Origin of the sequence: Streptomyces sp. NPDC051677 (assembly GCF_044453465.1) — a bacterium.
Lineage (GTDB): Bacteria > Actinomycetota > Actinomycetes > Streptomycetales > Streptomycetaceae > Streptomyces.
Map to the genome: position 1 here is coordinate 1 of NZ_JBITCT010000027.1, position 24,268 is coordinate 24,268.

The window sequence follows — 24,268 nt, forward strand, 5'->3', positions numbered from 1 at the left end:
AGGACCTAGACAATCCTCATTCTCGCTGGTCAGAGGCACTTTCTGCTTTCCTGACCGCCTGCCGGACAGCCCACCTCATGAAAGCGCGAGGTTAACAGCTCATCTCATTCGGCGGTTGGTCTCTCCTGGCGCGGATGCCAGCCGGGCCCGAATGCCTCGGCGTGCCGGATACCGCAGCGGGTCAGCTGTCCCACACCTGGTCAAGGGGCGGCTCTGCGCCACCCACGGTTTTTTATCGGCCATTCGGAGCGGGTGTCCCGCTCCATCTGAGTACAAGTGCTCATGCACTTGGTCGTGCTTCGGTGTTGGGTGGGCTCATGCTCTACGAGCCGAACCTGGGCGCGGGCAAGTGATAAGCGCATGTGGCCTGATCTCGATCGCTCCTCGCGACAGGGTGACTGCGGAATGTCACTGCCGGTAGTTAGAGTTACAGGTACGGCTTCGGGTGTTCGATTGTTCTGGCGGCAGGGGGAGGCGCTGTGTTGCTGAGCGACGGCGGGTCCGCGTCGGGGGCGTCGTGGTTGCCCAGTGCGTTCGAAGCAACGCGGGACGCTGTCGGGGCGCAGGCTGACATGGCCACAGAGTTGTCGTCGTTCACGAAGTTCCGGACGCGCGTCGACGAACTGATCCGTGACCTGAAGGGATCAGACGCAGGGCCGAACAAGATCGGGCAGGAGCAGCTCGTACGCCATCAACTTGGTGGCGGCGACGGGGCGTGGGCGGAGGCAGCCGGGCTGTTCACGGCGTACGGGACGGTGATCAGCGAGCTGGAGACGCTGTCGAAGCTGTTGTCGGACTCCATGGAGGGCATGGGCATCGCCGTGCTGGCCTCGCACAAGGGCTACCAGAACATCGACCTGGACATCCGCGACCGCATGGCCGCGATCAGCGCGGAGACCACCGAGCACTACGGCAGTAGTTACCATCCCGGGCTTCCGCAGCAGAACCAGACGAGCGGTGGTGGCCAGGCATCGGTGAGCGGCGACGCGGGAGGCTCGATCTGATGTCCGGCAAAGAGACCGGTGGCGGTACGTCCTTCGAGGACATGAGCCACGAGCAGATGCTGGCTTGGCTGGATCAGGCGAACTCGGGGACCGTGCAGGCCGCCGCCGACCGGCTGGTGGCAGCGACGGAGGAGATCCGGAAGATCGCCGAGGAACTGAAGGTCCGTCCGCAGTGGGTGGAGTGGAAGGGCGAGGGCGCGGACGCCTTCCGTACCTGGGCCGACGACCTGGCCAACTCCACGCTGAGGCTGGGAGATTTCAGCGAGGGCGCTGCGAAATGGCTGGGCGAGACGTCCGGAGCAATCGCACAGGCGCAGGCGTCGATCCCTCGGGATGCCGAGAGCGCGCAGGCGAATCTGGACGCGGCGCGCTCCGCACGCAACGATCCAGACGCGGCAGCAGTGGGGGCCAAGTCCGCGAGTGAGCTAGCGGCGCTGGCGGCGCACAAGGAGGAGGTGCGCCAGCAGGCGGCGGCGCAGATGCGGAAGCTGGGGCAGACGTATGCGTGGTCGGCCACACAGATGGATGCGTTGGAGCGGCCGAAGTTTCCGCCACCGCCCAAGGCGTTTGTGCCGACGGACAGCCGCTCGATCGGCTACGACGACACAGAGACCCGCCCCGGCAGTTCAGTGACGAGCGCCTCCGTCTCCAGCACCATCTCCTCCGCACACCCGACGCAAGGCCGAGAGGGTTCCGCTGGTGCTCCGGACCTGAGGCAGTCCCCTGAGGTGGAATCATTCGCGCACCACACGCCGGTGGAAGTGGAGCAGCCCACTCGGATGGGTGTCGACTCTGTGGCCACGTTGCCTCAGAGTTTGCCGTCTCCGTCGGTCGCGGCATTCGGCCAGCCCGGCCCGGAACTGGTTCATGGCGGAGCGACTCCGCAGACCGGCATGGCTCCGCTGGTGTTCGGCAGCAGAGCCAGCGCTCCGGTCAACACGCCGGCGGTGCAGGGGCGGGCACCTGGCATGGTCCGGATGCCGTCCCAAACCGGCCAAGGCCCGACGCCGAATCCCGTGCGAATGCCGAGTGGTCCCAGTGCTGTCGGCAGCAGTCACGGCATCGTCGGCGGCCGCCCTGTCACGCCGCCCACGGGCAGGCCGGCCGGGGCCATCCCGCGCGGCACGGTCGTAGGCGGGGAGAGCGCGGCCCCGCGCGGCCCGATGGGCCCGGCCGCTGGCACGTCAAGTCCAGCGGGACGCGTGGTGGGCCAGCAGAACCTGGTTCCCGGCCGTCGTCCCCAGTTCTCGAATGGTGGGATCATCGGTGGCCGTCCGGTCCCGAACGACGCTGCGGGAAGCGGCCGTCCACAGCAGCCCGGGCGTGCGGGAACGGTGTCGTCCGGACCCAGCAGCTCAGGTACGGCGGGTGGTTCCGGCTTGGCGGGCCGCGGAGTCATGGGCGGCGCGTCCGGCGTGGCGAGCCCAAGGCAGGGTCAGGGCGTTGGTGGTGCCCATGCACCCCAGCCGACTTCCCCCACCAGCCCTGGCAGCAGGAACGGACGACCGCGCCTCGCCGTCGAGGACGAAGAGACCTGGCGGCACGGTTGCCGCCGCGCCGTGCCGCCGGTTGTTGACTGACGTATCCAGGAACGGAGACAGCGAAGTTCATGCGCACCGGCACTCGACACAGGGGCCACTATGCCGCTGCATCGGCGGTTCTCGGCCTGCTGCTGGTGACCGCCGCAGGCACGCCGGCCCACGCGGAGTCGACCCGCGAGGAGCAGTGGTTCCTCGACGCGATGAAGGCCGAGCAGATGTGGCAGACCAGCACCGGCGAGGGCGTCACGGTGGCCGTAATCGACACCGGCGTGAACCCCGACAACCCCGACCTGAAGGGGCGCGTCCTGCCGGGCAAGGACCTTGCACCGGACCAGCCCGGCGATGAACACACCGACTATGAGGGCCACGGCACTGGCATGGCCGGCCTGATTGCCGGAACCGGCGCGTACGGCGGCGGCAACGGCGCCTTCGGACTGGCCCCCGGCGCGAAGATTCTCCCGATCCGTCTGCCCAATGCGGACACGGCAGCCAACCTGGCTGAGGCCGAGGAACGTTTCAACAAGGCAGTCGCACCGGCGATCCGCTACGCCGCCGACAAAGGTACGAAGGTCATCAACATCTCCCAGGCGGCTACGGAAGGCTCACCGCAGCTGACCGCAGCGGTGAAGTACGCACTCGGCAAGGGATCGCTGATCTTCGCCGGCGTCGGGAACAACGGAGGCGGGGCCAACGAGGTGATGTACCCGGCCGCCACGCCGGGAGTGGTCGGCGTGGCGGCTGTGGGCAAGGATCTGCGCAGGACCGCCGAGTCGGAGCACGGGCCGCAGGTGGACATGGCCGCCCCGGGCGAGGACATGGTGCACGCCTGTGACAGCGAAACCGGGCTGTGCCGGGGCCACGGCACCAGCGACGCCACCGCCCTCGCCTCCGCCAGCGCCGCCCTGATCTGGGCCGAGCACCCGAGCTGGACCAACAACCAGATCCTGCGAGTCATGCTCAACACCGTCGGCACCCCCACCGATGGCGCCGAGCGCAACGACTCCATCGGCTACGGCATCGTCCGCCCCCGCGTTGCCCTGCAAGACCCCGGTGACCCGGGACCCGCCGACGCGTACCCGCTCCCCGATCTCGCAGCTGCCGCATCGAAATCACCGTCCCCCCAGACCTCGGAGACCGCAGGCACCGATGCTCCGGTAAAGGACGACGACTCCGTCGCGACGGCATCCGCGGCTACGGAGGGCAGCACCCTCTGGGTCGCGGTGGGCACCGGAGCTGTCGTACTCCTTGGAGCCGCAATCGCGGTCTTTGCTGTCGTCCGTAGGCGTCGGGCACGTTCGGCTGCCCTCCCGACCTCCACGCCCGCCGCCGATCAACTCACCCGTGCGCCAATAGGGTTCACGCCGCATTCGCACACGCCTCCGGGAACATCGGACAGCGCACCATCCGATCGAGGACCGGGCGCCACCTGAGTACAGATACTCAGACGTCATGGTGGCCGATACGGATGGGGCACGAGATGTAGGGGCGTTACGGTACGTCTCGGCCACGACAACGCTGCGGTCACAGGTTCACATTCGCTCGGTGACGCACGACCAAGACACGGGGAGGGACCGCGCATGGCGTGGGAGGAATGGGAGCAGCTCAAGGCCGCAGCCGCCGAACGGCACACCACGCAAATGCAGCTCAACCAACTGCCCGCCGACCAGGGCGCCACCAGCTCCGGTGCCAGTGCCGGCGGTGTCCTCAAACTGAGGTCCGACAAGGCGGCGTGGACCAAGGCGGGGGAAGACGTCGGGTCGTTACGGGGGGACCTCGACAAGGCGTGGGTGAAGATGGAGTTGGGCCAGACGGGACTCGGGAAGGGAACCGGGTGCCTGACCGCGGCAGCTCAGCAGGATGTCTACGACTCCTGGAAGCGCTACGTCAAGGACGTGGGCGAGGTGTGCGACGGGCTTGCCGGCGTGCTGGAGAAAGCGGGCAACGACCAGCTACGGACTGACGAGGCCATCGAGGCCGAGATTGCCAAGCTGAGGACCGACTACTACGGGGACCCGCCCGCCGACGTCCTGGTCAAGGGGCGGTGACCGGACGCATGGACCACCTGACTCTCCAGGCCCTCAAGCCGACCGAGTACGCGGAGGCAGCGGACGGGTACCGCGCGATGAGCGGTATGGCCGATGCGGCCATGGACCGCATCGACAAGCAGATCACCGCGGCCATGCAGAAGGCCAACGAGGGTGAGGCCGCGGACGCGGCACTCAAGCAGCTGCGGAAGCTGTCGGAGAACCTCCACTACACCCAGGTCGAGTGCGGACTGATCACTGGAGCTCTCGACGGCTTCTCGTCCGAGATCACCGCTCCCAAGCGGCGTCTGACTGAGGCACTGGACGATGCGGCGGCGCTGGGATACACCGTCAACACGGACGGCACCATCACGTATCCCGCCGGCGGTGAGAACGAGCTCACCGGTGAGCCGATTCCCGGTGGCACAGTCCTGGGCAACAACGGCCTGATCACCGGCAACGACACAGGATTTCAATCACCGGGGCTGGTGCCGAACAACCCTCAGCTCAAGAACCCGAATCCGCATCACACCAAAGCCGTGGACATCGCCGACCGCATTGCCCACGCCGTGCGGGAAGCCCAGGAGATCGATGATCGGTACAGCAAGGCGCTGAACAAGCTCAAGGCGGTGCCGGGGCTGAACGTCGACGCAAAGACATGGGCGGACGTGGCATCCGATGTCGATGCTGTGAGTTCAGCGGCCACTGAGTATCTTCAGGACCATATCCCGTTGGACAAGTCGCCCGCCGACCGCAAGGAGTGGTGGGACAGCCTCAGTGACGAGGAGCGCGAGGAGTACAAGACGGCCTTCCCGGAAATCATCGGCAACTTGGACGGGGTCCCGTCAACGGTCCGGGACGAGGCGAACCGGGAGAATATCCACCTGCTCATCGCACAATTGGAGGGCGAGCACGACGCAGCGTCCAAAGAGAAGCTCGAAGGACTGAAAGGTATCCAGACCAAGCTCAACGCGGGAAGCCAGCCACCAATGTTCCTCCTGGGCGTTGGTCTCGAAGGGAACGGGAGGGCGATCGTTGCCTACGGGAACCCTGACACCTCAAAGAACGTCTCGGCTTATGCACCTGGCTTGGGCACCAAACTCAACTCTGAATTTGCCGACGGTACAGTGAAGCGCGCCTACTATACGGCTATGGAAGCCCAGAAGTTCGATCCATCCTCATCGTCGATCGTATGGCTCGGCTACGATGCCCCTCAGTCGCTCGATGTGATGACTGCCACCGACGCTGAGCGAGGCGCCCCGGCCTACAACAGCTTCATGAGTGGAATTTCGGCAACCAATGAGAATGTCGATCCTCACATCACCGCCATCGGACATTCCTATGGTTCTCGGCTGGTTGGGGGCGCCACGCAGGAGGCGGGAGGGATTCCGGGCGCTGATGACATCATTCTCGTCGGAAGTCCCGGCGTCGGAGTTGACAAGGCGGCGGACCTGGGGGTGGGAAAGGAGCATGTCTGGGTGGGCGCGGCTGAGAACGACATCGTCACCAAGCTCCCATCGAAAAAGGAAGCTGTGGCAGGAACCATGGGATTCTTCGGGGGAGGGCCGGCTGGTGCGTACCTCGGAGGAGAGGTCGCTGACCAGGGTGACGACGACATCTGGTTCGGCAAGGATCCGGCGAGCAAAGCGTTCGGCGCCAACAGATTCGAGACCATGCCCGGACCGGAGCTTGTTCAGCCGTCCTTCCCCAACGTGTTGGATTCGAAATTGGATATCGAGGCCCACAGTAATTACTTCTCTCCGGAAGAAGGAAAGGATAGGGTCTCTGCGCAAAACATCGGCGCCATTGTTGCAGGGCATCCGGAATACGTCATAAGGGAGACGCCGCGATGAGGGAAAGGGTTGCAGTGGCCGCAGTAGTGGCACTGTTTCTTGCCGGATGCGGCACGACGGATTCCGCGTCCTCAAGTAAGGAAAGCCAATCGAAGATGAACCTGCAAGAGGCCGCTGATAGGGCGGATAAGATCCTGGACGAGGCGTTTGCGGCCATCAAGCCTCCCGTTGAGTGGACACATAGGTACTCCATGCCGGGTGACTGCTATGTAGACCGCGATCGTGCCGTCATGACGATCATCTCTGCCGAGCGGCGTGGCAGCTTTCTCGGCGTGCTGGAACGCCACTGGAAGAGCAAGGGCTACAAGCTTGTCGCCACGAGTCCGAACGGGCTCGTGGCCCACTTCAAGACGCAGGACAGCTTCCAGCTCGAAGTTCTGATCGGGCCCAATGGCCAAGCACACCTGAGTGTTACCACCCCGTGCGTGGAGGAGTCCGAGGTTGCTCAGCCGACCAGCAAGCCGAACGGCCCCGACTACTCAAAGCAGGAGTTGCCGGCGCCGAACGTGAAGTCGACGTTCTGGTCGAGCGACGAGCTCCTCTCGAGCTGACGCACGCGTCCGGAAGCCAAGAGTTCGGCGGAATCTTGAGGCTGCTCGGCTGTGAGAGGCACAGAGTGTCGGTGGCTCGCTTTGAGTGAAGACCCGACGGGTGAACTGGCCAGGACGAGCGCGTTCGTGACACTTCGTCGCACTGGGCACGTCCGCGTCCGATTACAGCCTGTTGTCGATCAAGTACTCGCGATAGCCTGTCCTGTGCCCTGTACGGCACAACCGGCGACACGCGAGGGGGATCGTGGAGGGGCGCGATGTGCGCGGGCACTACGAAGAGTTGGCAGGCGAGTACGACGAGCACTGGGTCTACGATCCGGGCTACGTTCCCTGGATGTCAGGCCGGATCGTCGAGACGCTGAGGCTCGGTGAGACGGACCGGATCGCTGACATCGGCTCCGGCACGGGCCTGTTCGCCAGGGAAGTGGCCCAGCAGCTCAAGCCTCGCCATCCCATCTTGTGCGTCGACCCTTCCGAGGCGATGCTCTGTCAGCTCGGGGCGCCGCCTCCGGCCGACCTGACGCCGATCGTTGCTTCTGCCGAGGACGTCGCCGAAGGACGTGCGCGTCTGCCGTACGAGCAGCTCGATGCGATGTGGCTGAAGGAGTCGGTGCACCATGTAGCCGATCCGGCGCACACGCTTCGCGGCTTGGCCGACCGGCTGGCGCCCGGAGGGCGGCTGCTGGTGGTGATGCTTCCGGCCACTATCCAGTACCCGCTGTTCGAGGCGGCCCTCGCGCGCTTCGAGGAGCTGCAGCCGGACCCGGCCGTCATCGAGGGGCACTTGCGAGCTGCCGGGCTGAAGGCCGGTCTCAGCTATGTCGAGCATGAGCTGCGCATCGACCGGGACAAGTACCTCGGCATGGTGCGAGCCCGCTACATGTCTCTGCTCTCCACGTTCAGCGACAGCGAGATCGAGAAGGGCATCGAGGAGATGCGAGTCGCTCATCCGGAGCCTGTACTGGTGTTTCCGGACCGGTTCGCGTTCGTCCTCGGTCGGCGAGGTGGGGAGTTCGAGTGAGCACCATGGTCGATGAACGGCTGCGGCGCCTGCGGAGTGAACTCGACGACCACTCGCGGATCGCCGATCGGCTGGGGCTTGATCTGGAGCGGCCGTTACGGTCCCTCAACGACGGCTATCCCGAGAACGCGGTCGCCCTGGTCGGGAAGCTGACCGAGAAGCTGCTCAAGGAGCTGTGGCGCCACCATGGCGTCGAGGGCGACCCGTCGACGAAGGCCCTGAACGACCTGGTCAAGCGCTGCCGTCCGTACATCCGCAGCAGCACGGTTCTGGATGCGCTCGACGATATCCGACGGCTCCGCAACCGGTCCACGCACGACGGGTACGACATCAGCGACGAGGACGGGTTGCTGGCGGTCCGCAGGCTTGTCGACGTGCTGGTCTGGTTCACCCATACCGGGAGTGCGGCCCTTCTCGGGGGCGAGCCCGACATGGCGCCCGAGGTGGCGCGCCGTTGCGAGTTCCTGGCCGGGCTGTACGTCACTCTCGGCTACCGGCAGGCGAAGCGGTTCGTCCTCAGCCCGGACACGGTGTACCAGCTGTTCTGCCGCGAGGCGGGGATGCGGCTGGAGTACGTGGAGTTGATGCTCTCCAGGGACGCCGACGACCTGAGTACCGTCCTGGCCTCCAGCGGTGGGGAGCTGTTGCGTACCCGGCTGCCCAAGCTCACCCGGTTCGTCGTCCTGGACGACGACGGAGGTGCGGCACCCGGCGCCCTCCATTCCATGCTGGGGCTGGACTTCCGGATCGTGCGTTACGACGGCTTCGTCGACACCCTAGTCAGTCTCGACGCCCACCTCGCCGATCTCACCTGCGCCGGCAGCCCGGAGGAGGCGAGATCGGCTGTCGCCGCCGCGGTGCTGACCACCGACCCGCGTACCGGCGAGCCGAGGATGGAGCAGTCCGGCGACGCGGCGGAGCTCCTGACGAGGATTGCGCGTGGCAGCGCGAACGTCCTGGTCACTGGGCGTCCGGGGAGCGGCAAGAGCACGCTCCTGCGCTCGCTCGCCGTCAACCCTGAGATCCGTCGCTTCCGCTTCTACTTCGACCTTGGCCTCAAGCCGAAGGACGAACCGTTCTCCGAGTACGCGGCCCGTCTTCTCGCGCCGGCCATGACGGCGGACCGCTCGCGCGCTTATGAGCTCTTCCTCTACCTCATCCGTTCGGGGACCGCGCTGTGCGTGCTGGACGCCGTCGACGAGGGCGTCGACGAATCGAGTCCGGCTGGTTTCCTGCGGCTCTTCACCGATCTCGCGGCTGTCCTGTCCGCCGAGTCAGCCGTGGTCATGAGTTCACGGGTGGCCTTCCTCGCGGACTCGCCCCAGGTACGTCAGCTGCTGGACAGCGGCGCGGGCCGCTCCGAGCAGTTGGTCGAGCAGAGTACGCGAACGGCGTCGACCCGTCACGAGTGCCGCACTTCCATGTCGTACGCCTGGCCGAACCCGAGGCAACCCCACTTGAGACGCGCCTCACCACGGCGCTGAACCTCCCTCCGGGGCAGCCGCTCGCGGACATCCTCGGCGCGCACATCGAGCGGACGCTGGCTGTGCGTGGCCGGCCCGAGCTGGAGCAGCGGCTGCCCTCCGCATTCGGACACGCTTTCCTCACCGACCGCACTGTGTTCTCCCTCCTCGACATCCACCGGCAGCTGGGGGGCGACGCGTTCACGGACGGTCGCCTCGATCTCGGCGCGTGTGTCCTCGCTCCGATGCTGCGGCCCGCCGGGCCCGAGCACGTCGCCTTCGTGCACACGGCGTACCAGGAACTGCTGGCTGCCAGGTTTCTTGCCGACCCGGCGAACCGGGACCGGGCGGCGGAGCTCCCCGGGGATGCCTTCCTGACTGAGCAGGTGCGCGCATTCCTCGCCGGTATGCGCCGCAGCCGGGAGGCCGACGACTGCGTGCTGCCCGCCGGGGCGTACGTGGTCGGTCCGGCCGAACGGCTGCTGATCCGCCGCGTCGGGCGCCCCGTGCGCTTCGACCGCCATGCCGTAACCGTCGCACGCTACCGTCGCTTCCTCAACGCCCTCGACCCGGACGGCACCTCGCAGTGGGACCATCCCGACCAGCCGGCCGATGTCACACACCGCCCCTGGACCGATCGGCTGCGGCAGCCCGACTACTACGACAATCCGCGCTACGACGCCCACCTTGCCATCTGCGTCAACTGGTGGAGCGCATATGCCTTCGCCGCGTTCGAGGGAAAGCGGCTACCGACCTCCCTTGAGTGGGAGGCCGCGGCGCGTGGCACTGATGGGCGTCTTTTTCCCTGGGGCGACACGCCTGACACCGCCCGCGTCAACTGTGCGGACAGGTGGGTCGGCCGACCTGTCGTGACGTATCAAGCGTGGTACCAGGACTTCGCAGGCGACGCTGTCCGGCGGGCAGGGGCGACACCTGCCGATGAACGGCCGGGCAACTGCTCCCCGTTCGGCATCCTCGACATGGTGGGCAACTGCTGGGAGTGGACATCCACCAGCCTGGACGACCCCGGCGAGGCGGTCATCTGCGGTGGCAGCTACGACAACCCGATGCGTGCGGTGCAGACCAGCAGCAAGGGCATCTACCGGAAGCGCGGCGGAAGTAACGCGGTCGGTTTCCGGTGTGTGCAGGACCTCGACACACCCGGGTCAGAGGGGGCGACGGCATGAGCATCGGCGGGCCGCGTCACGGAACCATCGTGGACAGGCGCCCAAGTGGCGGCGGGCTGAGTGGCGCGCTCGGCTCCTACATCGTCCGCGACGACGAGGACGAGCGGTACTACGGCTTCGACTACCGGCAGATCGTGACCGAGGGATTCCGCACCATCCGGACGGGCGAACGCGTTCGCTTTCATGTAAGTGCCGAGAGCCCTGACCGGGCGGAGTTCGTCATTCGCCTCGACCAGCCCGACCCAGCCGAGTACTACCGGTGAACACTCCTGCAGTCCCACTGCTCGAGAACGTAACAGGGGCGCGCCAGGAGCTGACCGTCGTCCTGCCGGTGCGGCTGCTCCGCGTTCCCGGCTGGTCTGAAGGCCCCTTCCCGTTCGAGCTGGGCAGCCGCCGTACCGACGCCCGGACCCGGTCCACCTACTTCGCCCCCGCCTCCGCCCGGGCACTGTACGGGGCACCCGGACGACCGCGCCGCTGGCACCTGCCGCTGGACGTCAAGAACGACGGGCTGCACCTGCTGGGCATGGAGCTTCTCCGCGCGGCCACCGCCCGGAATCCCGAACACGCCCTCGTCGTCCTGCACTTCAGTGTGGAAAGACCGCTGCTTCCCGTTCTGCGGGCCCTCGCCGGACGTCGGCCGAACCCCACCGGCGAGCTGCTCACCGGGCCCTTCGACCCAGCCGGACTTCTCGCCGGCGTTGCCGCCGTCCGCGACCCCGACACGCCGTTCGCCATAGCCCGGCCCTACACCATCGCCTTCATGACCCCCACGGCGCGGCACACCCCCGCTCTCAGAGAAGGCGGCGACGGGGCACTGCCCGCAAGCGCGGGCCAATGGCTGTGGCAATTGGCCTCACGCTCCACACCGGAGGACTTTCCTCTGCCTCCGGAGACTGTCGGCGAACAGCTCAAGGACACCGTCAGGATCTCAGCAGACTGGAGCGCCCTGGTGCTGCGCCAAGGGGCCGCTGCACTCCCGTACCGTCTACCTCGACGCCCTGCTCCTCGGCTCGCTCCAGCGCGATCACATCGACGAGCTCACCGACGAACTCTCCGAGGTGTTCAACTCCTCTCGGATCGCGCGTCGCGTCGCCACGCTGGAGCGGAACATCGCCGTCTTCCGCAGCACCTACTGGCGACAGCACCTCACGGCACACGGCGCAGCCAACGATCTGCTCCTCGCCTTCCAGAACCAGCACCGGCTGTCCGCCCGTTTCGACGAAATCCTGGCCGAAGCAGCCGACTACAGCAGGCTCGTGCAGACCCAGGAGAGCCAGCAGATCAGCGGGGCCCTGGGCGTCCTCACCATTCTCGGCCTGCCACTCGGCACCGCCCTCAGTATCCTGCAAGTCCTCGATGACCACTCCACGACTCACCTGCTCATCTCGCTCGGGCTGTCGGTCGCCGCCACAGCCGCAGCCCTCACCACACGGTATGGGCGCCTGGTTCTGTCATCCCTGCGGGGCGGGGGTGGCAAGGCGTAATAGCTGCGATCGGGAATTCCGCTGCGGTCCGGCCGCGCCTCGGAGGGGCGCGGGGCCGTATCGATTGCAGCTCCGCCACGTGGGCGCGACCGGCCACGACGGTGCCGCAGACGAAAAACGATCCGGCTACCCTGCGCTCAGGCCAGCAGTGCGGCCCGTAGTTCCGGGTCGCGCAGATGGTGGAGAGTCTCCTCGCCGAGGTCGAAGGCGAAAGCGGCGGACGCTCTTGGCAGCATGGCCTGTCGCAGCATGAACTGGGCGACGTCGGCGAAGGGCTGATTCCGGATGGTGCGTACGGCGACGGCCATCTTCCGCTCGTTTCCCTGCTCTCTGCCGGACAGCCAGCCGGCCACACACATGACAACCCCGTCCCGCGCGATGCACCGGGCCTCGGGAAGGTCGTCCCGGTTGAGTCCGCACACCCGCTCGGTCTGGCGGCCCTTCTCCGTTCGGCCGAGGTACAAGCCCGTGTCGAGGCCCAGGTATAGGTGATCGAAGGGATCCTCGGCCGTCGGATCGATCAACAGGGGTGCGCCGGTATCGGGATCGCGTGGAAACCTGTCCTTCTTGTGAGTGCTGTTGCACTCTGAGCAAGCCAGCAGATGGTTGAGCCAGTCAAAGGTCCGCAGTGGGTTTTCGGCGATCGGCTCGAAGTGATCGATGTCCGTGCTCAGATCATCGCCGCAGTACATGCAGCAGCGGTTTCCGTGCGCCATCTCCCGGAGCACCGCGCGCAGGGGAGTGACGAGGTTGCGCCGATGCGTCGTGTTCTTCCACAAGCCTCTCGCCTCGGATACACGCACATCGCTGGCGAACTCGGTGATCTGCTCGGTCAGTCGTACCGCCCGCGTGGCCAGTTGACGCGGCAGCTCGACACGCTGTACCCGGATCATTCGTCGAGGACTCCGAGGCGCTTCAGACGGGCCTGCAACTCGACGGCGCGCGTCCGGGGGGAACTACTCAGCCGAGCGCGCAGCGCCGCGTGCCGGGCCTCCTCATCGTCTGTCGCCTCCCCGGTGACGACACGCGCCTCCAGCTCCACCAACTCCTGCCGGAGGGCACGGGCTTGTTCGGAGTAGGGGGTGTCGAGGCCGAACAGTTCGGAGAGGACGGCATCGTCGCCGGTGCCGTACACGATGCGTTGCCGCAGCTCCTCGGAAACCGGCCCGGGGGAAGCATTGTCGGTTGGTCCAGGTACGCGGATCAGGCCGCCTGGATCGGAAGCCTGGCAGACGTATGGGCTGTGTGTGGTGACGATGAACTGTACTGCGGGGAAACGGGACTTCAGCCAGTCCCCGATGCGTTGCTGCCACGAGGGATGGAGGTGAGCGTCCACCTCGTCGATGAGGACGACGCCGGGGTGCGGCAGGTAGGTGTGTTGGTGCTCCGTGCGGAACGTAAGCTCCCCGTAGGCGGCGTGCATCTGGCGCACGATGTCCAGAACCAGGGCCACCACGGTCCGTTGCCCATCGCTCATGCGGCGCAGCTCGATCAGGGGTCCCTCGGTACCGTCCTCACCGCCCAGGTGCCGTAGCCACATTCCGTCGGAGTCCACATCCTCGATGTGGTACGACTCGGGCAGTAGCCCGCCGTTGAGGAATTCGATGACCCCGTACTTGAGTGCGGCGGCTCCGGGTTTGTTCTCCAGCGCCCGCAGGTGGAGAGACAGCAGCCAGTCGAACGCCTCGGTCAGCGCGGACTGTTCCTCGAACAGGGTGCGCAAGGCGGCCGTACGGTCAGGTGCCTGTGGCGTTCGCTCGTACAGGCCGGTGCCGGTGAGCCGGCGGAAGGGCCCGTACGCGGCGTGGAACCAGCCTGGGGGCGGAGTCGACGACCACAGATAGTCGAGGACGCTGCGGGCGCTTCTCTCACGGTCCTGCTGGAACACGATTTCGACCGGCGGATCGTCCTGACCGGGTTCCGAGTCCCACTCCGGCTCCCAGAGCGCCGCGGCGGTGATCTCGTCCGGCTCGCGAGCACCTGTGTCCACGCTGGGGTCGGGCAGGACGTCGACCTCCAGCTTCCCCCGGGACGCTCCATAGGACAACTGGGTCTCCAGGTCCCCGTCGAGCTGCCCGGCCCGTTTCGGTCCCGCGAGCCCGATCGCGATCGATCGCAGCAGCGTCGTCTTCCCCGACCCGTTGCGCCCCGCGAGCACCGTCCAGCCCGCGTATCCGCCGTCAGGCCGCACGAAGTCGAGGTCACAGGCACGAGGCCCGTGGAACCCACGGAACCCGTCGATCCTGAGCCTCGCCACGTACACCGGCCGGTCCTCTCCTCTCCTGGTTCTGTACGGTCACCCACCGCTACCTGCAGTGACACCGCCCACTGTACGGAGCGGCTACGACACCCGCCGCCCGGGGTGGGACCGGTGCTGGCCCGATCCTGCCGTACCCCCGCGACCCGCGTACACCAGCTGTTCTAATCGGTGTACGCGTGGTGGGGCAGGAGCAGCAGGGAGGGACCGTGAGCGGCACGGGGCCGGAGTGGGCAAGGAACGCGGAGGCGGCGCTGACCGCCGCCGGATGGCGGGTGCACGAACCGGCCGACCGCAAACTCGGCGTCGAGTACGAGGCGGTGAGGGTCCGACCAGAGGCCGATCGGGTGCTCTTCGTGCTCTATGTACGCCGCGCGATGTGCGGGATCGTCGTGTCCGGGCCGTCGGACAGTGACCCCGAGACGCTGTTCGACGCGGCGGAGGCGTACGCCGCCAGGGTCGCCACCATCGACAAGAACCGTGTATGGCGGGAGCGCGGTCTGCCGCCCTTCCAATACGTCATCCACGGCGCCGCCTGGCACTTCCGCAACATCCTGGACGGAGAACGCCTGGACGGTACGTCCGCCCCCGACGCGCCCCAGGGAGGTTCCCGCAGCCGCCGGGTCTTTGCCCCGCACCAGCCGACCACCCTGGACCGCTGGATGAGCGAGGCCGAGGAGAACCCGGACACGCCGACGCTGCGCGCCCGCCTGCGGCGGCTACCGGACGAACGTCTCGACCACAGGCGGCTCAGGGCCGCCCAGCGCCGCTCGGTCAAGGGGCTGGAGCGGTCCTTCGCCAAGGGGCAGGAGAAGGCCCTGATCGTGATGGCGACCGGCTCGGGGAAGACTTACACCGTGGTGCAGAGCAGCTACCGCCTGCTCAGACACGCGCGAGCCCATCGGGTGCTCTTCCTCGTGGACCGCAACAACCTCGGTGAACAGGCGTACAACGCCTACCGCGGTTTCACTCCGCTCGGCTCGGAGCGACCGCTCCACCAGCAGATGCCGCTCAGGCTCTTCAACAAGGGTGAGGTCGCGGAGTCCGACAAGATCGTGATCTCCACGATCCAGCGGCTGTGGTGCAAGCTCGCCGGCATCCGGACGCCGAAGCCGGACGACGCAGAGTTCAGGGACGACGAGGACTTCAAGAAGGACCTCGACGGCTTCGGGGACTTCGAGACGAAGGCGGTGGACCGGCTGGCGGGCGACGTGGCACGCGTGAGCTACTGCCCCGAGTTGCCCCCCGACACCTTCGACGTGATCGTGGTCGACGAGTGCCACCGCTCCATCTACGGGCGGTGGCAGCCGGTCCTGGACTACTTCGACGCCCATGTGGTGGGCCTGACCGCGACGCCGATCGACGAGACCTTCGGCTTCTTCGACAACAACATGGTCAGCCAATACAGCTATCCGCAGGCCGTCGCCGACAGTGTCAACGTCGACTACGACATCTACAAGATCTGGACGAACATCACCGAAAGTGGCTCGACCATCCCGGAGCTGAGCGAGAAGGTCCATCCCGACGGCCGGGTTGAGCGGTACAACTCGGTTATTGCCAAAGTGCACAAGGAGAGCAGGGTCGAACGCTGGCACACGGTGAAGGAGGCCGACCCGTACGCTCCCGTCGAGATCAACCAGCGGGTGCGTTCGAAGGACCAGATCCGCCTCGTCGTGGAGACCTTTCGGGACAAGCTGTTCACGGAGATCTTCCCGCCCGTGACCGACCGGGTGACGGGTGAGATCCAGAGCCGTGAGATCGTCCCGAAGACGCTGTTCTTCGCCCAGAACGACCTGCACGCCGACGCGATCGTGGCGGCGGTCCACACGGCGTTCGACGCGGGCCCTGGTTTCTGCCGGAAGATCACCAGCCAGGAGCCGCAGGCGAAGAAGGCGCTGAGTGACTTCCGCAACAAGCCCGGTATGCGCATCGCCGTCACCGTCGACATGATCGCCACGGGTACGGACATCCCCGCCCTGGAGTGCCTTGTCTTCATGCGGGACATCCACACCTGGTCGTACTTCGAGCAGATGAAGGGGCGCGGCGCCCGCACCATCAAGGACCACGACCTGCGGAAGGTCACCCGTGACGCCGTCCACAAAGACCGCTTCGTGATCGTCGACGCGGTGGGTGTCACCGAGCACCCGAAGGTGGACTCGCGCCCGCTGGTCCGGGACGACGAGCCCCCGGTCCCCAGTCTGGAGCGCCTGCTGACGGCCTGCGGCGAAGGCCGAGCCCTCCACGTGGACGATGTCGCCACGCTGGCAGGTCGCCTCAGCCGCCTGGGCCGCCGTCTCGACGACCAGGGCCGGGCGGTCATCGAACAGCATCTGAGCGGCCGATCGTACGAGGAGTTCGTCGTCACCCTGGTCCGGGCCGCCGACACCGACCGCAGGGCGGAGGCCCGTGCACAGGGCGAGGTGGTGGACGAGGGCTCGGAGATCGCCGCCGCCGTACGCCCCCTCACGGACAGCGAGGCACTACGGGCGGCCCTGCTGGAGGCGGCGCGCGACAGCTGGCTGCTCATCGACCACCTCAGCCGGGACCAGCTCATCGAGGCGCGTGGCCTGCTCGACGAGGAGGAGGCCCGCCAGGTCGTCGACGACTGGCACACCTACATGGCCGAGCACGAGGACCAGATCGCCCCGCTGCGCATCGCCTTCCACGAACGCCGCTCGCCGCGCGAGGTCCTGCGTGTGCTGAAGGAACTGATCGCCAAGGTCAGGGCGACGCGGCGGGAGTGGACCGAGGTCAGGCTGTGGAAGGCATACGTCGACCTGGAGATCGCCAGGGGCGGCCCGCGACGCGACGCGGGTCTGGTCGAGTTCCTGTCGATCATGCGGTACGAGCTGGGGTTCGACGGCGAGGACTTCCAGCCGTATCGCAGTACGGTAGAGAGCCGCCTGGAGGGATGGCTGGCCCGTCAGGAGACAGCCGGCGTCACCTTCGACGACCGGCAGCGCGCCTGGCTGCGCCGGGTCGCCGACGTGGTGGCCGCCAATGCCACGGTCAGCGTGAAGTCGCTGATGGAGGGACATCGGCGGATGGAGGGCGGCTACGGCGACTTCGTGGACGCCTTCAGGAACAGCCGGTGGGAGCCGGTCAAGCTGGTCGACGAGCTGGACAAGGAACTGGGTGCGTGAGCGGTAGCGGTGACGAGGGTTGCGTCAGCGGTGACGAGGGGCTGCCGGAGGGGTGGGCCTGGGCGACGGTGGGAGAGGTCGGGGAGATCGACCTCGGGCGTCAGCGGCACCCTGACTGGCATCACGGCCCTGAGATGCGCCCGTATCTGAGGGTTGCGAATGTCTTCGAGGACCGCATCGACACGGCAGACCTGAAGGAGATGGACTTCTCCGGTGTCTTCGACCGGTACCGCTTGGAGCCGGGCGACGTCCTCCTCAACGAGGGCCAGAGCCCGCACCTCGTGGGCCGCCCGGCTCTCTATCGGGGCGAACCCGCCGAGGTCGCCTTCACCAACAGCCTGATCCGCTTCCGGGCGGGCACCGGCCTCCTACCGGAGTGGGCCCTCCTGGTTTTCCGACGGCACATGCACTTCGGGCGGTTCATGCGCGAGGCCCGGATTACGACGAACCTTGCGCATCTTTCGGCGGTCCGGTTGAAGACGGTGGAGTTTCCGGTGCCGCCGACGGCTGAGCAGCGGCGGATCGTTGATGCGTTCGCGGCTAGGGCGGCGCGGCTGGACTCCATTGAGCGCACGTTGCGTAACGCACAGATAACCTTGGAACGGCTGGAGACGGTCGTTATGGCGAGGGCATCGACAGGTCTCCTCGGTTCTCCCGGCCCCTCCGTCCCCGCAGACCCTCCACCAGCTCTCGGAGTCATCGACAGGGCGCTGCCGGACACGGCACCAGGTTGGACATGGGCACGTCTTGACGAGATCGCCGCCGTGGTGAGTGGTGTCGCCAAGGACTCCAAGAAGCAGGACGACTCCGGACTTCCAGAGGTTCCCTACCTCCGCGCCGCGAATGCACAACGCGCTAAGCTCGACCTTTCGCACGTCACCCGCATTCGTGTGCCGGACAAGACACTCGACAAGCTTCGCCTTCGCGCGGGTGATGTACTGATGACAGAGGGCGGAGACCGGGACAAATTGGGGCGCGGCTGGATCTGGGAAGATCAGATCGAGGACTGCATCCACCAGAACCACCTCTTCCGTGCGCGTGTTCAGGAGGGAGCTACTCACCCCAAGCTGCTCTCCTGGTACGTCAATTCGGCAGCCCGCAGATGGTTCGAGGTGAACGGGAAGCAGAGCGTCAATCTGGCCTCGATCAGCATGTCCAAGGTGAAGAAGTTGCCAGTGCCGATCCCGCCGCCGGACCCCTCAAGTGCGCAGGAGGAGGCCGTCGCGGTGGGAGAGAGAGCTCTGCGCCATATGGCCGTGCTGTCCAGCGGGTGCCGAGAAGGCATTCGGCACGTCGCGGGCCTCCGCCGCGCCCTCCTCGCCGAAGCCTTCTCCGGCCGCCTCGTCCCCCAGAACCCGGACGACGAGACCGCCGAAGTCCTCCTCAAGCGCATTCGCGCCGAACGCGAGGACGCCGAGGCCGAACGAAAGGCAGCCCGACGTGCCGCCCGCACGAAGGCAAGGCCGGCGTTGTCTCCGGCACCCCCACCCCACCGCGCCCCCGCCCTCGACGGCGAACAGACCGCCCTCCCCCTGGAGTTCAGCTCGTGAATCAGGAAGCCCGCCGGCTTGTCGATCGTCTGTGGAGGTTCTGCAACGTCCTCCGCGACGACGGAGTCTCCAGCATCGACTACCTCGAGCAGCTCAGCTTCCTGGTCTTCCTCAAGATGGCCGACGAGATCGAGAAGCTGAATCCGTACCTGCCCGCCGACGAACACGAGCACGTCCTCCCAACCACGGACGACTGGAAGACACGCGGCTGGTCCGAACTTGTCCGCCTGGAAGGCGACCCCCTGGAGCAGGCATACACCAAGCTCCTCACCGACCTGGGCCACCGCAGCGCCGAAGACGACCACACCACCCTGAGCCTGATCTTCAACCGGGCCCGCAACCGCATCGAGAACCCGGCCAACCTCCGCCGCCTGATCGTCGATCTGATCAACGAGGAGAAGTGGTACGAGGGCCGCTCCGACATCAAGGGCGCCGCCTACGAGGCACTGGTGCAACGCACTGCCCAGGACACCAAGGCGGGTGCCGGGCAGTACTTCACACCGCGCGTCCTCATCGAGTCGATCGTCCGCTGCATGCGCCCGACCCCGCAAGACACGATCACCGACCCCGCCTGCGGCACGGGCGGGTTCCTTCTCGCCGCGTACCAGCACATCATCCGGGAGTATGGCAAGGATCTTCCCGACGAGGACCTGAACCACCTGCGCACGAAGGCGATCTGGGGTACGGAACTGGTGCCCAGCACGGCTCGCCTGGCTGCCATGAACCTGCTCCTGCACTCCCTCGGTGACCCGGTCGGCAAGCCCCTCATCGAGGTCCGGGACGCGCTGGAGAAGCCGTCGGAACGGCTCGCCTCGATGGTCCTCGCGAACCCGCCCTTCGGCCGCGCCTCCAAGCTGGCCATCTCGGGAGGGAACGGCGATGAGGACGACGGTGGCCGCGACGATGTGGCGTACTACCGTCCGGACTTCTGGCTGGGGGACACCACCACGACCAACAAACAGCTCAACTTCCTTCAGCACATCGGGACTTTGCTCACAGACCGGGGACGGGCCGCCGTGGTCCTCCCGGACAACGTTCTCTTCGAGGGCGGGAAGAAAAGTCCGGGAGCCCAGATCCGCCGCGAACTCCTGACCAACTACAACCTGCACACCATGCTGCGCCTGCCGGACAACATCTTCCTCGCGGGCGGCGTGAAGGCGAACGTCCTCTTCTTCGACGCGGTCCCCGACCACCGCGAGGACGACGACCCGCCGAACACTGGCCAGCTGTGGGTCTACGACCTACGCACGGGCAGCAACTTCACTCTCAAACAGCGCCCGTTGAAGGCCGAGCACCTCGCCGACTTCGAGCACCGGGCCTTCCCCGCCGACGACCCGCACCGCCAGAGCCGCAAGGAACGGCAGTCCGACCTCTTCCGCCCCTTCGACGCCAGCGAACTGCTCGCCGACGAGAGGGTGAATCTCGACATCGGCCTGCTCGACCCCTCCGCCTCCGAGGCCGGGGAGCCACCCTCCATCGAGCAACTGACGGTCTCTGTCGCCGGCGACCTGAGGCGGGCGCTGGCCGAGATCGAGGCGTTCGCTCAGGAACTGGGGGTGGAACTGCCCGCCCAGGCCGATTGACCTGGGCGGATACCGGTGTCCTGAGCGAGGATGGGGCTGCTCCTTCGGGGCTAGGCGGAATTTCGTCACGGTCACGGCCCACGTTCGTAGGACAACCAACCGGGGCGGAGAGAGATTTCCCTAGTAGCGAGTTCGGCGGCGCCGGGGCCGGACGGCGGACAGGGTCTCACCGGCGACGATGCGACTGGCCACCGACTTCTCTCGGAGATGCCGCTGCCGATGCGTGAGCGCTGCGTGAGCGGACGGGGTGGTACAGGATGGACCGGACGGCACGCGGGGCTTGATCTCACCTGGCCGACCTGGGAAAACGGGATTCGGTGGTACCTCCCACCCTCATCCGTCACGATCATGCAGGCCCTCGTAATGCGTAGGTCTCGGGTTCGAATCCCGAAGGCGGCTCTGCCGAAGCCTCAGGACTCACTCGCCGTGACCTGGGGCTTTTGCTTTTGTCGGATGCGGCGACGGCGCTGAGCTTGGGCCGCGCGGCTGCCCCTGGTCTCAGTTCTGGTCTCAGTTGCAGGTTCAGGGCCAGGCATGAAGGTGCCTCCCATGCGGCGCATGGCGTCCTTCTGGGTGGGCCGGAGGATATCCATGATCATGGGCATGTTCTGGTGGGGTTCAGCGGGCGACGCATCTCGTCGGTGGTGCGCGAGCTGGGTGTCGACCCGGAGTCGCTGCGCCAGTGGGTCGTATGGTCACGCGCCGCCGCGGTGCCCTCGGGCGCGGACGGTGAGGACGCGGGACCGGACCCATGGGCCGAGTCGGCTCCAGCTACGACAACGCCCTGGCGGAGTCCTTCTTCGCCACGTTGAAGCGCGAACTGCCTTACGGCTCACGGTGGCTGACCAGGCCCGAGGCCCGCGGCCGGCATGGCGGGCTTCGGGGCTGGGCGAAGTCGTAGGACGAAGGGGGGCGGCCAGATCGACGGTCTTGGGTGTTCTGCGTACCCGGTTGGGGAGGCGCGGGGGCGAAGTTCAGCCGAGTCGGGTGCGGATCGTCGCCGGGTCCGCGCTTCCCGGCGCAGAGTCCTCGCCCCGGGCGGGGATCATCTCGTCGCCTGCACCGCCTCACGTATCCGGCGTGACGGGTCGCCGCTGGCTGGACGACGACGGCGACCCGTACGGCAAGGTGGGGCGCCGTCGTCCGTCTGTGCGCAGACCGATGCTGCGCTCCCGGCTAAGGCAGGCTCGGGCCGGGGGCACCTGTCAGGAAAGGCTCCACTGCTGGCCGGTCGCGCCGGTGCCGGTCTCCTGGTCCACTGCGGCCCCGCCGGTGGTGGAGCTGCCCGAGACGCCGATGTCCAGGTCGCTGCCCACGCCGGCGAGCAGGTAGGTGCTGCCGGTGTAGCTGCCGACCAGGTCGAGGAACCACTGTTGGTTGGTCCCGCCGTTGCAGGTCCACTGGTCCAACTGCAGGCCGGTGGCGGTCGACTGGTTCGGTACGTCCAGGCACAGTCCGCTCTTCACGCTCTTCAGCGTGTAGACGTTGTCCGCCACCTTCGTGAGCGTCCACTGCTGGTTCGTGCCACCGTTGGACGGCCACTGGATGATCTTGGCGCCGTTCGCGGTGGAGCCGCTCGCCACGTCCATCAGCATGGAGCTGTTGCCGTTGGCCAGGGTGTGGACTCCCGCTGAGGGCACCCCGCTGTCGGGCGTCCAGGTGCCGGCGGCCGGGTCGAGGGACCAGGTGGGGTACTGGCCGACGTTCACCGTCGTCCCCCTGATGGTCATCGGCAGCCAGATCAGCTTCGAGGAGCCCAGGTCGGAGGTGTTCCACCGGTCGCCGGCATAGATGTAGGCGGTCCCGGCGGAGCCCTGGACGGTGATGACGTTCGCCGTCTGGCTGCCGTAGGTGTGGGTGCCGGGAGCGGCGAAGTTGCGGAACGACGACCATGCGCCGCCGAGTGACGTGGCGGTGGCGTAGATGTTGTCGTTCAGGCTCCATCCGGTCAGATGCGAGCCGAAGACGTAGTAGGTGCCGTTGACTTTCACCATGGCGGGCGCCTCGACGCTGCCGCTGCCGCTGCTGCCCAGCACCGCCACCGCGCTGTCCACGGACAGGTAGTCGGCGGACAGTTTGTCGATGCGCAGGCCGTTGTTGCGGTCCTCGCTCAGCAGATAGGCGGTGCCGTCGGTGTCCTGGAAGAGTCCGAGGTCGCGGCTCAGGTTGCCCAGCGGCCGGAAGCTGCCCCGGTAGGCGTAGGGGCCGCACGGAGTGCTGCTGGTCGCCACACCGACCTTGGCCTCCGAGTAGTTCGTGCTGTCGATGTGCATGTACATCACGTACGTGCTGGTCGACGCGTTGTAGATGACCTTGGGTCGTTCCACGACGCGGCTCGGGCCCAGGTCGCCGCCGGCTTGCTTGGCCAGGGCGACGCCCTGGTAGGTCCAGTTGGAAAGGTCGGTCGAGGTGTAGCACGGGATGTCCTGGAACGACGTGTCCGACGACGTCTCGCCGGTCTTGTCCTCCCCGAATCCGTACCAGGTGCTTCCTGCCTTGATGATGCCGAGGCCGTGCAGTTGAAGCGTGTTCCCGTTCTGGTCGGTGCGTGCGGCGCCCGTCGTGAACGACACCGAGGCCGCGTGTGCTTCGGTGGCCGGGAGCAGGAGCGCCGCAAGGCCTCCCAGCAGGCTCAGGAACACGGCGGCTCTGCGCCGCCATCGGCCGGCGGGTGGCCGAGGAACTTCCTCGAACATGTGCGTGCCCTCTCTTCCGAGGTCTGACGATCCCTTGGTGCCGGCGGGCCAATGAGAGTCGCGGTGCGTTCATGGCGTCAAGGATCGCGTTCGAGTTTGTTTAATCTTGACCGGCTTGCGGCGGCCGAAGCCGGGCTCGGCGGCCCGTGAAGTCGCCCGGACTGTCCCGGATTCCGGACATGTGAAGGGTGCCCGTGACACGTTGACCTTTCGGGCGGGTGGGCGTAGAAACTTCGCGACGGTCGGGATCTGTTACTTGCTGGTTGGGTTTGTTTGAAACCAGGTTGAGCGAGGTGGCACGGCAGTGGATGTTTCACGGCGTCAGGAACCCTCCCGTCGTGGGGTGCTCAGGGGCGCGGCGGTCGCCGCCGTGACGGCGGGGCTGGGCATCGGCGCCACGCGTCCGGCCGAGGCCGCCGACGCCTCGGTCACCGCGACGTCGCTCGACGGCGCCGACGCCTCGGTCACCGCGACGTCGCTCGACGGCGCCGACGCCTCGGTCACCGCGACGTCGCTCGACGGCGCCGACGCCATCACCATGTCGCTGACCGGCGGGGCGCTCGGGTGGTCGGCCCGGCGCGACGGCGCAACGGCGCGACGGCCGTGGCCGGTTCGGCCATGGGCCTGCGACTGGGCGACGGAACCGTCCTCGGCGCCGACGCCGTCCTGACGGGCTATCAGCACTGGCGCGTCGAGACCCCCTGGATCCCGGTGTACGGACGTAGTGCCACCGTCTCCGACACCTACGAGGAGAGGCGCTGGAACCTCCGGGACAACGGCAGCTCCATCAACTTCGGTGTCCAGATCCGCGCCTACGCGTCCGGCGTCGTCTGACCGCCCGGACCCTCGCCGATCCCGCTGTCCTTCCTCGGCAGCGGCGCCTGCACCGCGACGATCTACGCCGACGG

At 67.0% G+C, this 24,268-nt stretch carries 20 protein-coding genes; 17 read left to right on the forward strand and 3 right to left on the reverse strand.

The window, feature by feature from the left end:
* Positions 1 to 572 precede the first annotated feature (572 nt).
* From ACIBAF_RS28345 to ACIBAF_RS28395, 11 genes are all read left to right on the forward strand, one after another.
* On the forward strand, positions 573 to 1,004 hold the full coding sequence (locus ACIBAF_RS28345; RefSeq protein ID WP_399466721.1) for a hypothetical protein: 432 nt from the start codon (positions 573 to 575) through the stop codon (positions 1,002 to 1,004).
* Positions 1,004 to 2,584, forward strand: a complete 1,581-nt coding sequence (locus ACIBAF_RS28350) for a translation initiation factor IF-2 (protein ID WP_399466722.1) — start codon at positions 1,004 to 1,006, stop codon at positions 2,582 to 2,584. The genes ACIBAF_RS28345 and ACIBAF_RS28350 overlap by 1 nt, the downstream gene beginning before the upstream one ends.
* A gap of 29 nt (positions 2,585 to 2,613) precedes the next feature.
* Positions 2,614 to 3,975: a type VII secretion-associated serine protease mycosin gene (gene mycP, locus ACIBAF_RS28355; protein ID WP_399466724.1), complete on the forward strand. Its 1,362-nt coding sequence runs from the start codon at positions 2,614 to 2,616 to the stop codon at positions 3,973 to 3,975.
* A gap of 147 nt (positions 3,976 to 4,122) precedes the next feature.
* A complete protein-coding gene (locus ACIBAF_RS28360; RefSeq protein WP_399466725.1) occupies positions 4,123 to 4,590 on the forward strand; it encodes a hypothetical protein in 468 nt (155 codons plus the stop codon).
* A gap of 8 nt (positions 4,591 to 4,598) precedes the next feature.
* Complete coding sequence (locus ACIBAF_RS28365) at positions 4,599 to 6,422, forward strand: alpha/beta hydrolase (RefSeq protein WP_399466726.1); 1,824 nt, start codon at positions 4,599 to 4,601, stop codon at positions 6,420 to 6,422.
* Positions 6,419 to 6,973, forward strand: a complete 555-nt coding sequence (locus ACIBAF_RS28370) for a hypothetical protein (protein ID WP_399466728.1) — start codon at positions 6,419 to 6,421, stop codon at positions 6,971 to 6,973. The genes ACIBAF_RS28365 and ACIBAF_RS28370 overlap by 4 nt, the downstream gene beginning before the upstream one ends.
* A 259-nt stretch (positions 6,974 to 7,232) precedes the next feature.
* Positions 7,233 to 7,994: a class I SAM-dependent methyltransferase gene (locus ACIBAF_RS28375; RefSeq protein WP_399466730.1), complete on the forward strand. Its 762-nt coding sequence runs from the start codon at positions 7,233 to 7,235 to the stop codon at positions 7,992 to 7,994.
* A complete protein-coding gene (locus ACIBAF_RS28380) occupies positions 7,991 to 9,478 on the forward strand; it encodes a hypothetical protein (RefSeq protein WP_399466732.1) in 1,488 nt (495 codons plus the stop codon). Before ACIBAF_RS28375 ends, ACIBAF_RS28380 begins: the two co-directional genes overlap by 4 nt.
* Positions 9,403 to 10,644 (forward strand): formylglycine-generating enzyme family protein, encoded by a 1,242-nt coding sequence (locus tag ACIBAF_RS28385; protein WP_399466733.1) that lies wholly within the window; start codon positions 9,403 to 9,405, stop codon positions 10,642 to 10,644. The genes ACIBAF_RS28380 and ACIBAF_RS28385 overlap by 76 nt, the downstream gene beginning before the upstream one ends.
* Entirely contained in the window at positions 10,641 to 10,907 is a 267-nt protein-coding gene (locus ACIBAF_RS28390) for a hypothetical protein (protein ID WP_399466734.1), read from the forward strand. The genes ACIBAF_RS28385 and ACIBAF_RS28390 overlap by 4 nt, the downstream gene beginning before the upstream one ends.
* A gap of 798 nt (positions 10,908 to 11,705) precedes the next feature.
* Complete coding sequence (locus tag ACIBAF_RS28395; protein ID WP_399466735.1) at positions 11,706 to 12,131, forward strand: hypothetical protein; 426 nt, start codon at positions 11,706 to 11,708, stop codon at positions 12,129 to 12,131.
* A gap of 137 nt (positions 12,132 to 12,268) precedes the next feature.
* On the opposite strand, the gene ACIBAF_RS28400 is transcribed toward ACIBAF_RS28395, so the two are convergent.
* Positions 12,269 to 13,024: an HNH endonuclease gene (locus tag ACIBAF_RS28400; RefSeq protein ID WP_399466736.1), complete on the reverse strand. Its 756-nt coding sequence runs from the start codon at positions 13,022 to 13,024 to the stop codon at positions 12,269 to 12,271.
* Positions 13,021 to 14,394, reverse strand: a complete 1,374-nt coding sequence (locus ACIBAF_RS28405) for an AAA family ATPase (protein ID WP_399466737.1) — start codon at positions 14,392 to 14,394, stop codon at positions 13,021 to 13,023. The genes ACIBAF_RS28400 and ACIBAF_RS28405 overlap by 4 nt, the downstream gene beginning before the upstream one ends.
* Before the next feature lie 203 nt (positions 14,395 to 14,597).
* On the opposite strand from ACIBAF_RS28405, the gene ACIBAF_RS28410 reads away from it, so the two are divergent.
* From ACIBAF_RS28410 to ACIBAF_RS28425, 4 genes are all read left to right on the forward strand, one after another.
* Entirely contained in the window at positions 14,598 to 17,531 is a 2,934-nt protein-coding gene (locus ACIBAF_RS28410) for a DEAD/DEAH box helicase family protein (protein WP_399466738.1), read from the forward strand.
* Positions 17,528 to 19,081 (forward strand): hypothetical protein, encoded by a 1,554-nt coding sequence (locus ACIBAF_RS28415; protein WP_399466740.1) that lies wholly within the window; start codon positions 17,528 to 17,530, stop codon positions 19,079 to 19,081. Before ACIBAF_RS28410 ends, ACIBAF_RS28415 begins: the two co-directional genes overlap by 4 nt.
* On the forward strand, positions 19,078 to 20,664 hold the full coding sequence (locus ACIBAF_RS28420) for an N-6 DNA methylase (protein WP_399466741.1): 1,587 nt from the start codon (positions 19,078 to 19,080) through the stop codon (positions 20,662 to 20,664). Before ACIBAF_RS28415 ends, ACIBAF_RS28420 begins: the two co-directional genes overlap by 4 nt.
* Before the next feature lie 751 nt (positions 20,665 to 21,415).
* Positions 21,416 to 21,565 carry a hypothetical protein gene (locus ACIBAF_RS28425; protein WP_399466892.1) on the forward strand — a complete coding sequence of 50 codons (150 nt, stop codon included), beginning with the start codon at positions 21,416 to 21,418 and terminating at the stop codon, positions 21,563 to 21,565.
* 304 nt (positions 21,566 to 21,869) lie between these two features.
* Here ACIBAF_RS28425 and ACIBAF_RS28430 read toward each other — a convergent pair whose 3' ends face one another.
* Complete coding sequence (locus ACIBAF_RS28430) at positions 21,870 to 23,360, reverse strand: RICIN domain-containing protein (protein WP_399466742.1); 1,491 nt, start codon at positions 23,358 to 23,360, stop codon at positions 21,870 to 21,872.
* Between the two features lie 343 nt (positions 23,361 to 23,703).
* Here ACIBAF_RS28430 and ACIBAF_RS28435 point away from each other — a divergent pair, with 343 nt between their 5' ends.
* Both ACIBAF_RS28435 and ACIBAF_RS28440 read left to right on the forward strand, forming a co-directional pair.
* Positions 23,704 to 24,030 carry a hypothetical protein gene (locus ACIBAF_RS28435; RefSeq protein WP_399466743.1) on the forward strand — a complete coding sequence of 109 codons (327 nt, stop codon included), beginning with the start codon at positions 23,704 to 23,706 and terminating at the stop codon, positions 24,028 to 24,030.
* Positions 23,979 to 24,194 (forward strand): hypothetical protein, encoded by a 216-nt coding sequence (locus tag ACIBAF_RS28440; RefSeq protein WP_399466745.1) that lies wholly within the window; start codon positions 23,979 to 23,981, stop codon positions 24,192 to 24,194. Before ACIBAF_RS28435 ends, ACIBAF_RS28440 begins: the two co-directional genes overlap by 52 nt.
* Positions 24,195 to 24,268 lie beyond the last annotated feature (74 nt).

Excerpts from the sequence above, each read along its gene's own strand:
- mycP (WP_399466724.1), top strand. The coding sequence starts at position 2,614 with ATGCGCACCGGCACTCGACACAGGGGCCACTATGCCGCTGCATCGGCG.
- ACIBAF_RS28430 (WP_399466742.1), bottom strand. The coding sequence starts at position 23,360 with ATGTTCGAGGAAGTTCCTCGGCCACCCGCCGGCCGATGGCGGCGCAGA.
- ACIBAF_RS28345 (WP_399466721.1), top strand. The coding sequence starts at position 573 with ATGGCCACAGAGTTGTCGTCGTTCACGAAGTTCCGGACGCGCGTCGAC.
- ACIBAF_RS28390 (WP_399466734.1), top strand. The coding sequence starts at position 10,641 with ATGAGCATCGGCGGGCCGCGTCACGGAACCATCGTGGACAGGCGCCCA.
- ACIBAF_RS28350 (WP_399466722.1), top strand. The coding sequence starts at position 1,004 with ATGTCCGGCAAAGAGACCGGTGGCGGTACGTCCTTCGAGGACATGAGC.
- ACIBAF_RS28425 (WP_399466892.1), top strand. The coding sequence starts at position 21,416 with ATGGGCCGAGTCGGCTCCAGCTACGACAACGCCCTGGCGGAGTCCTTC.
- ACIBAF_RS28440 (WP_399466745.1), top strand. The coding sequence starts at position 23,979 with ATGGGCCTGCGACTGGGCGACGGAACCGTCCTCGGCGCCGACGCCGTC.
- ACIBAF_RS28400 (WP_399466736.1), bottom strand. The coding sequence starts at position 13,024 with ATGATCCGGGTACAGCGTGTCGAGCTGCCGCGTCAACTGGCCACGCGG.
- ACIBAF_RS28370 (WP_399466728.1), top strand. The coding sequence starts at position 6,419 with ATGAGGGAAAGGGTTGCAGTGGCCGCAGTAGTGGCACTGTTTCTTGCC.
- ACIBAF_RS28365 (WP_399466726.1), top strand. The coding sequence starts at position 4,599 with ATGGACCACCTGACTCTCCAGGCCCTCAAGCCGACCGAGTACGCGGAG.
- ACIBAF_RS28360 (WP_399466725.1), top strand. The coding sequence starts at position 4,123 with ATGGCGTGGGAGGAATGGGAGCAGCTCAAGGCCGCAGCCGCCGAACGG.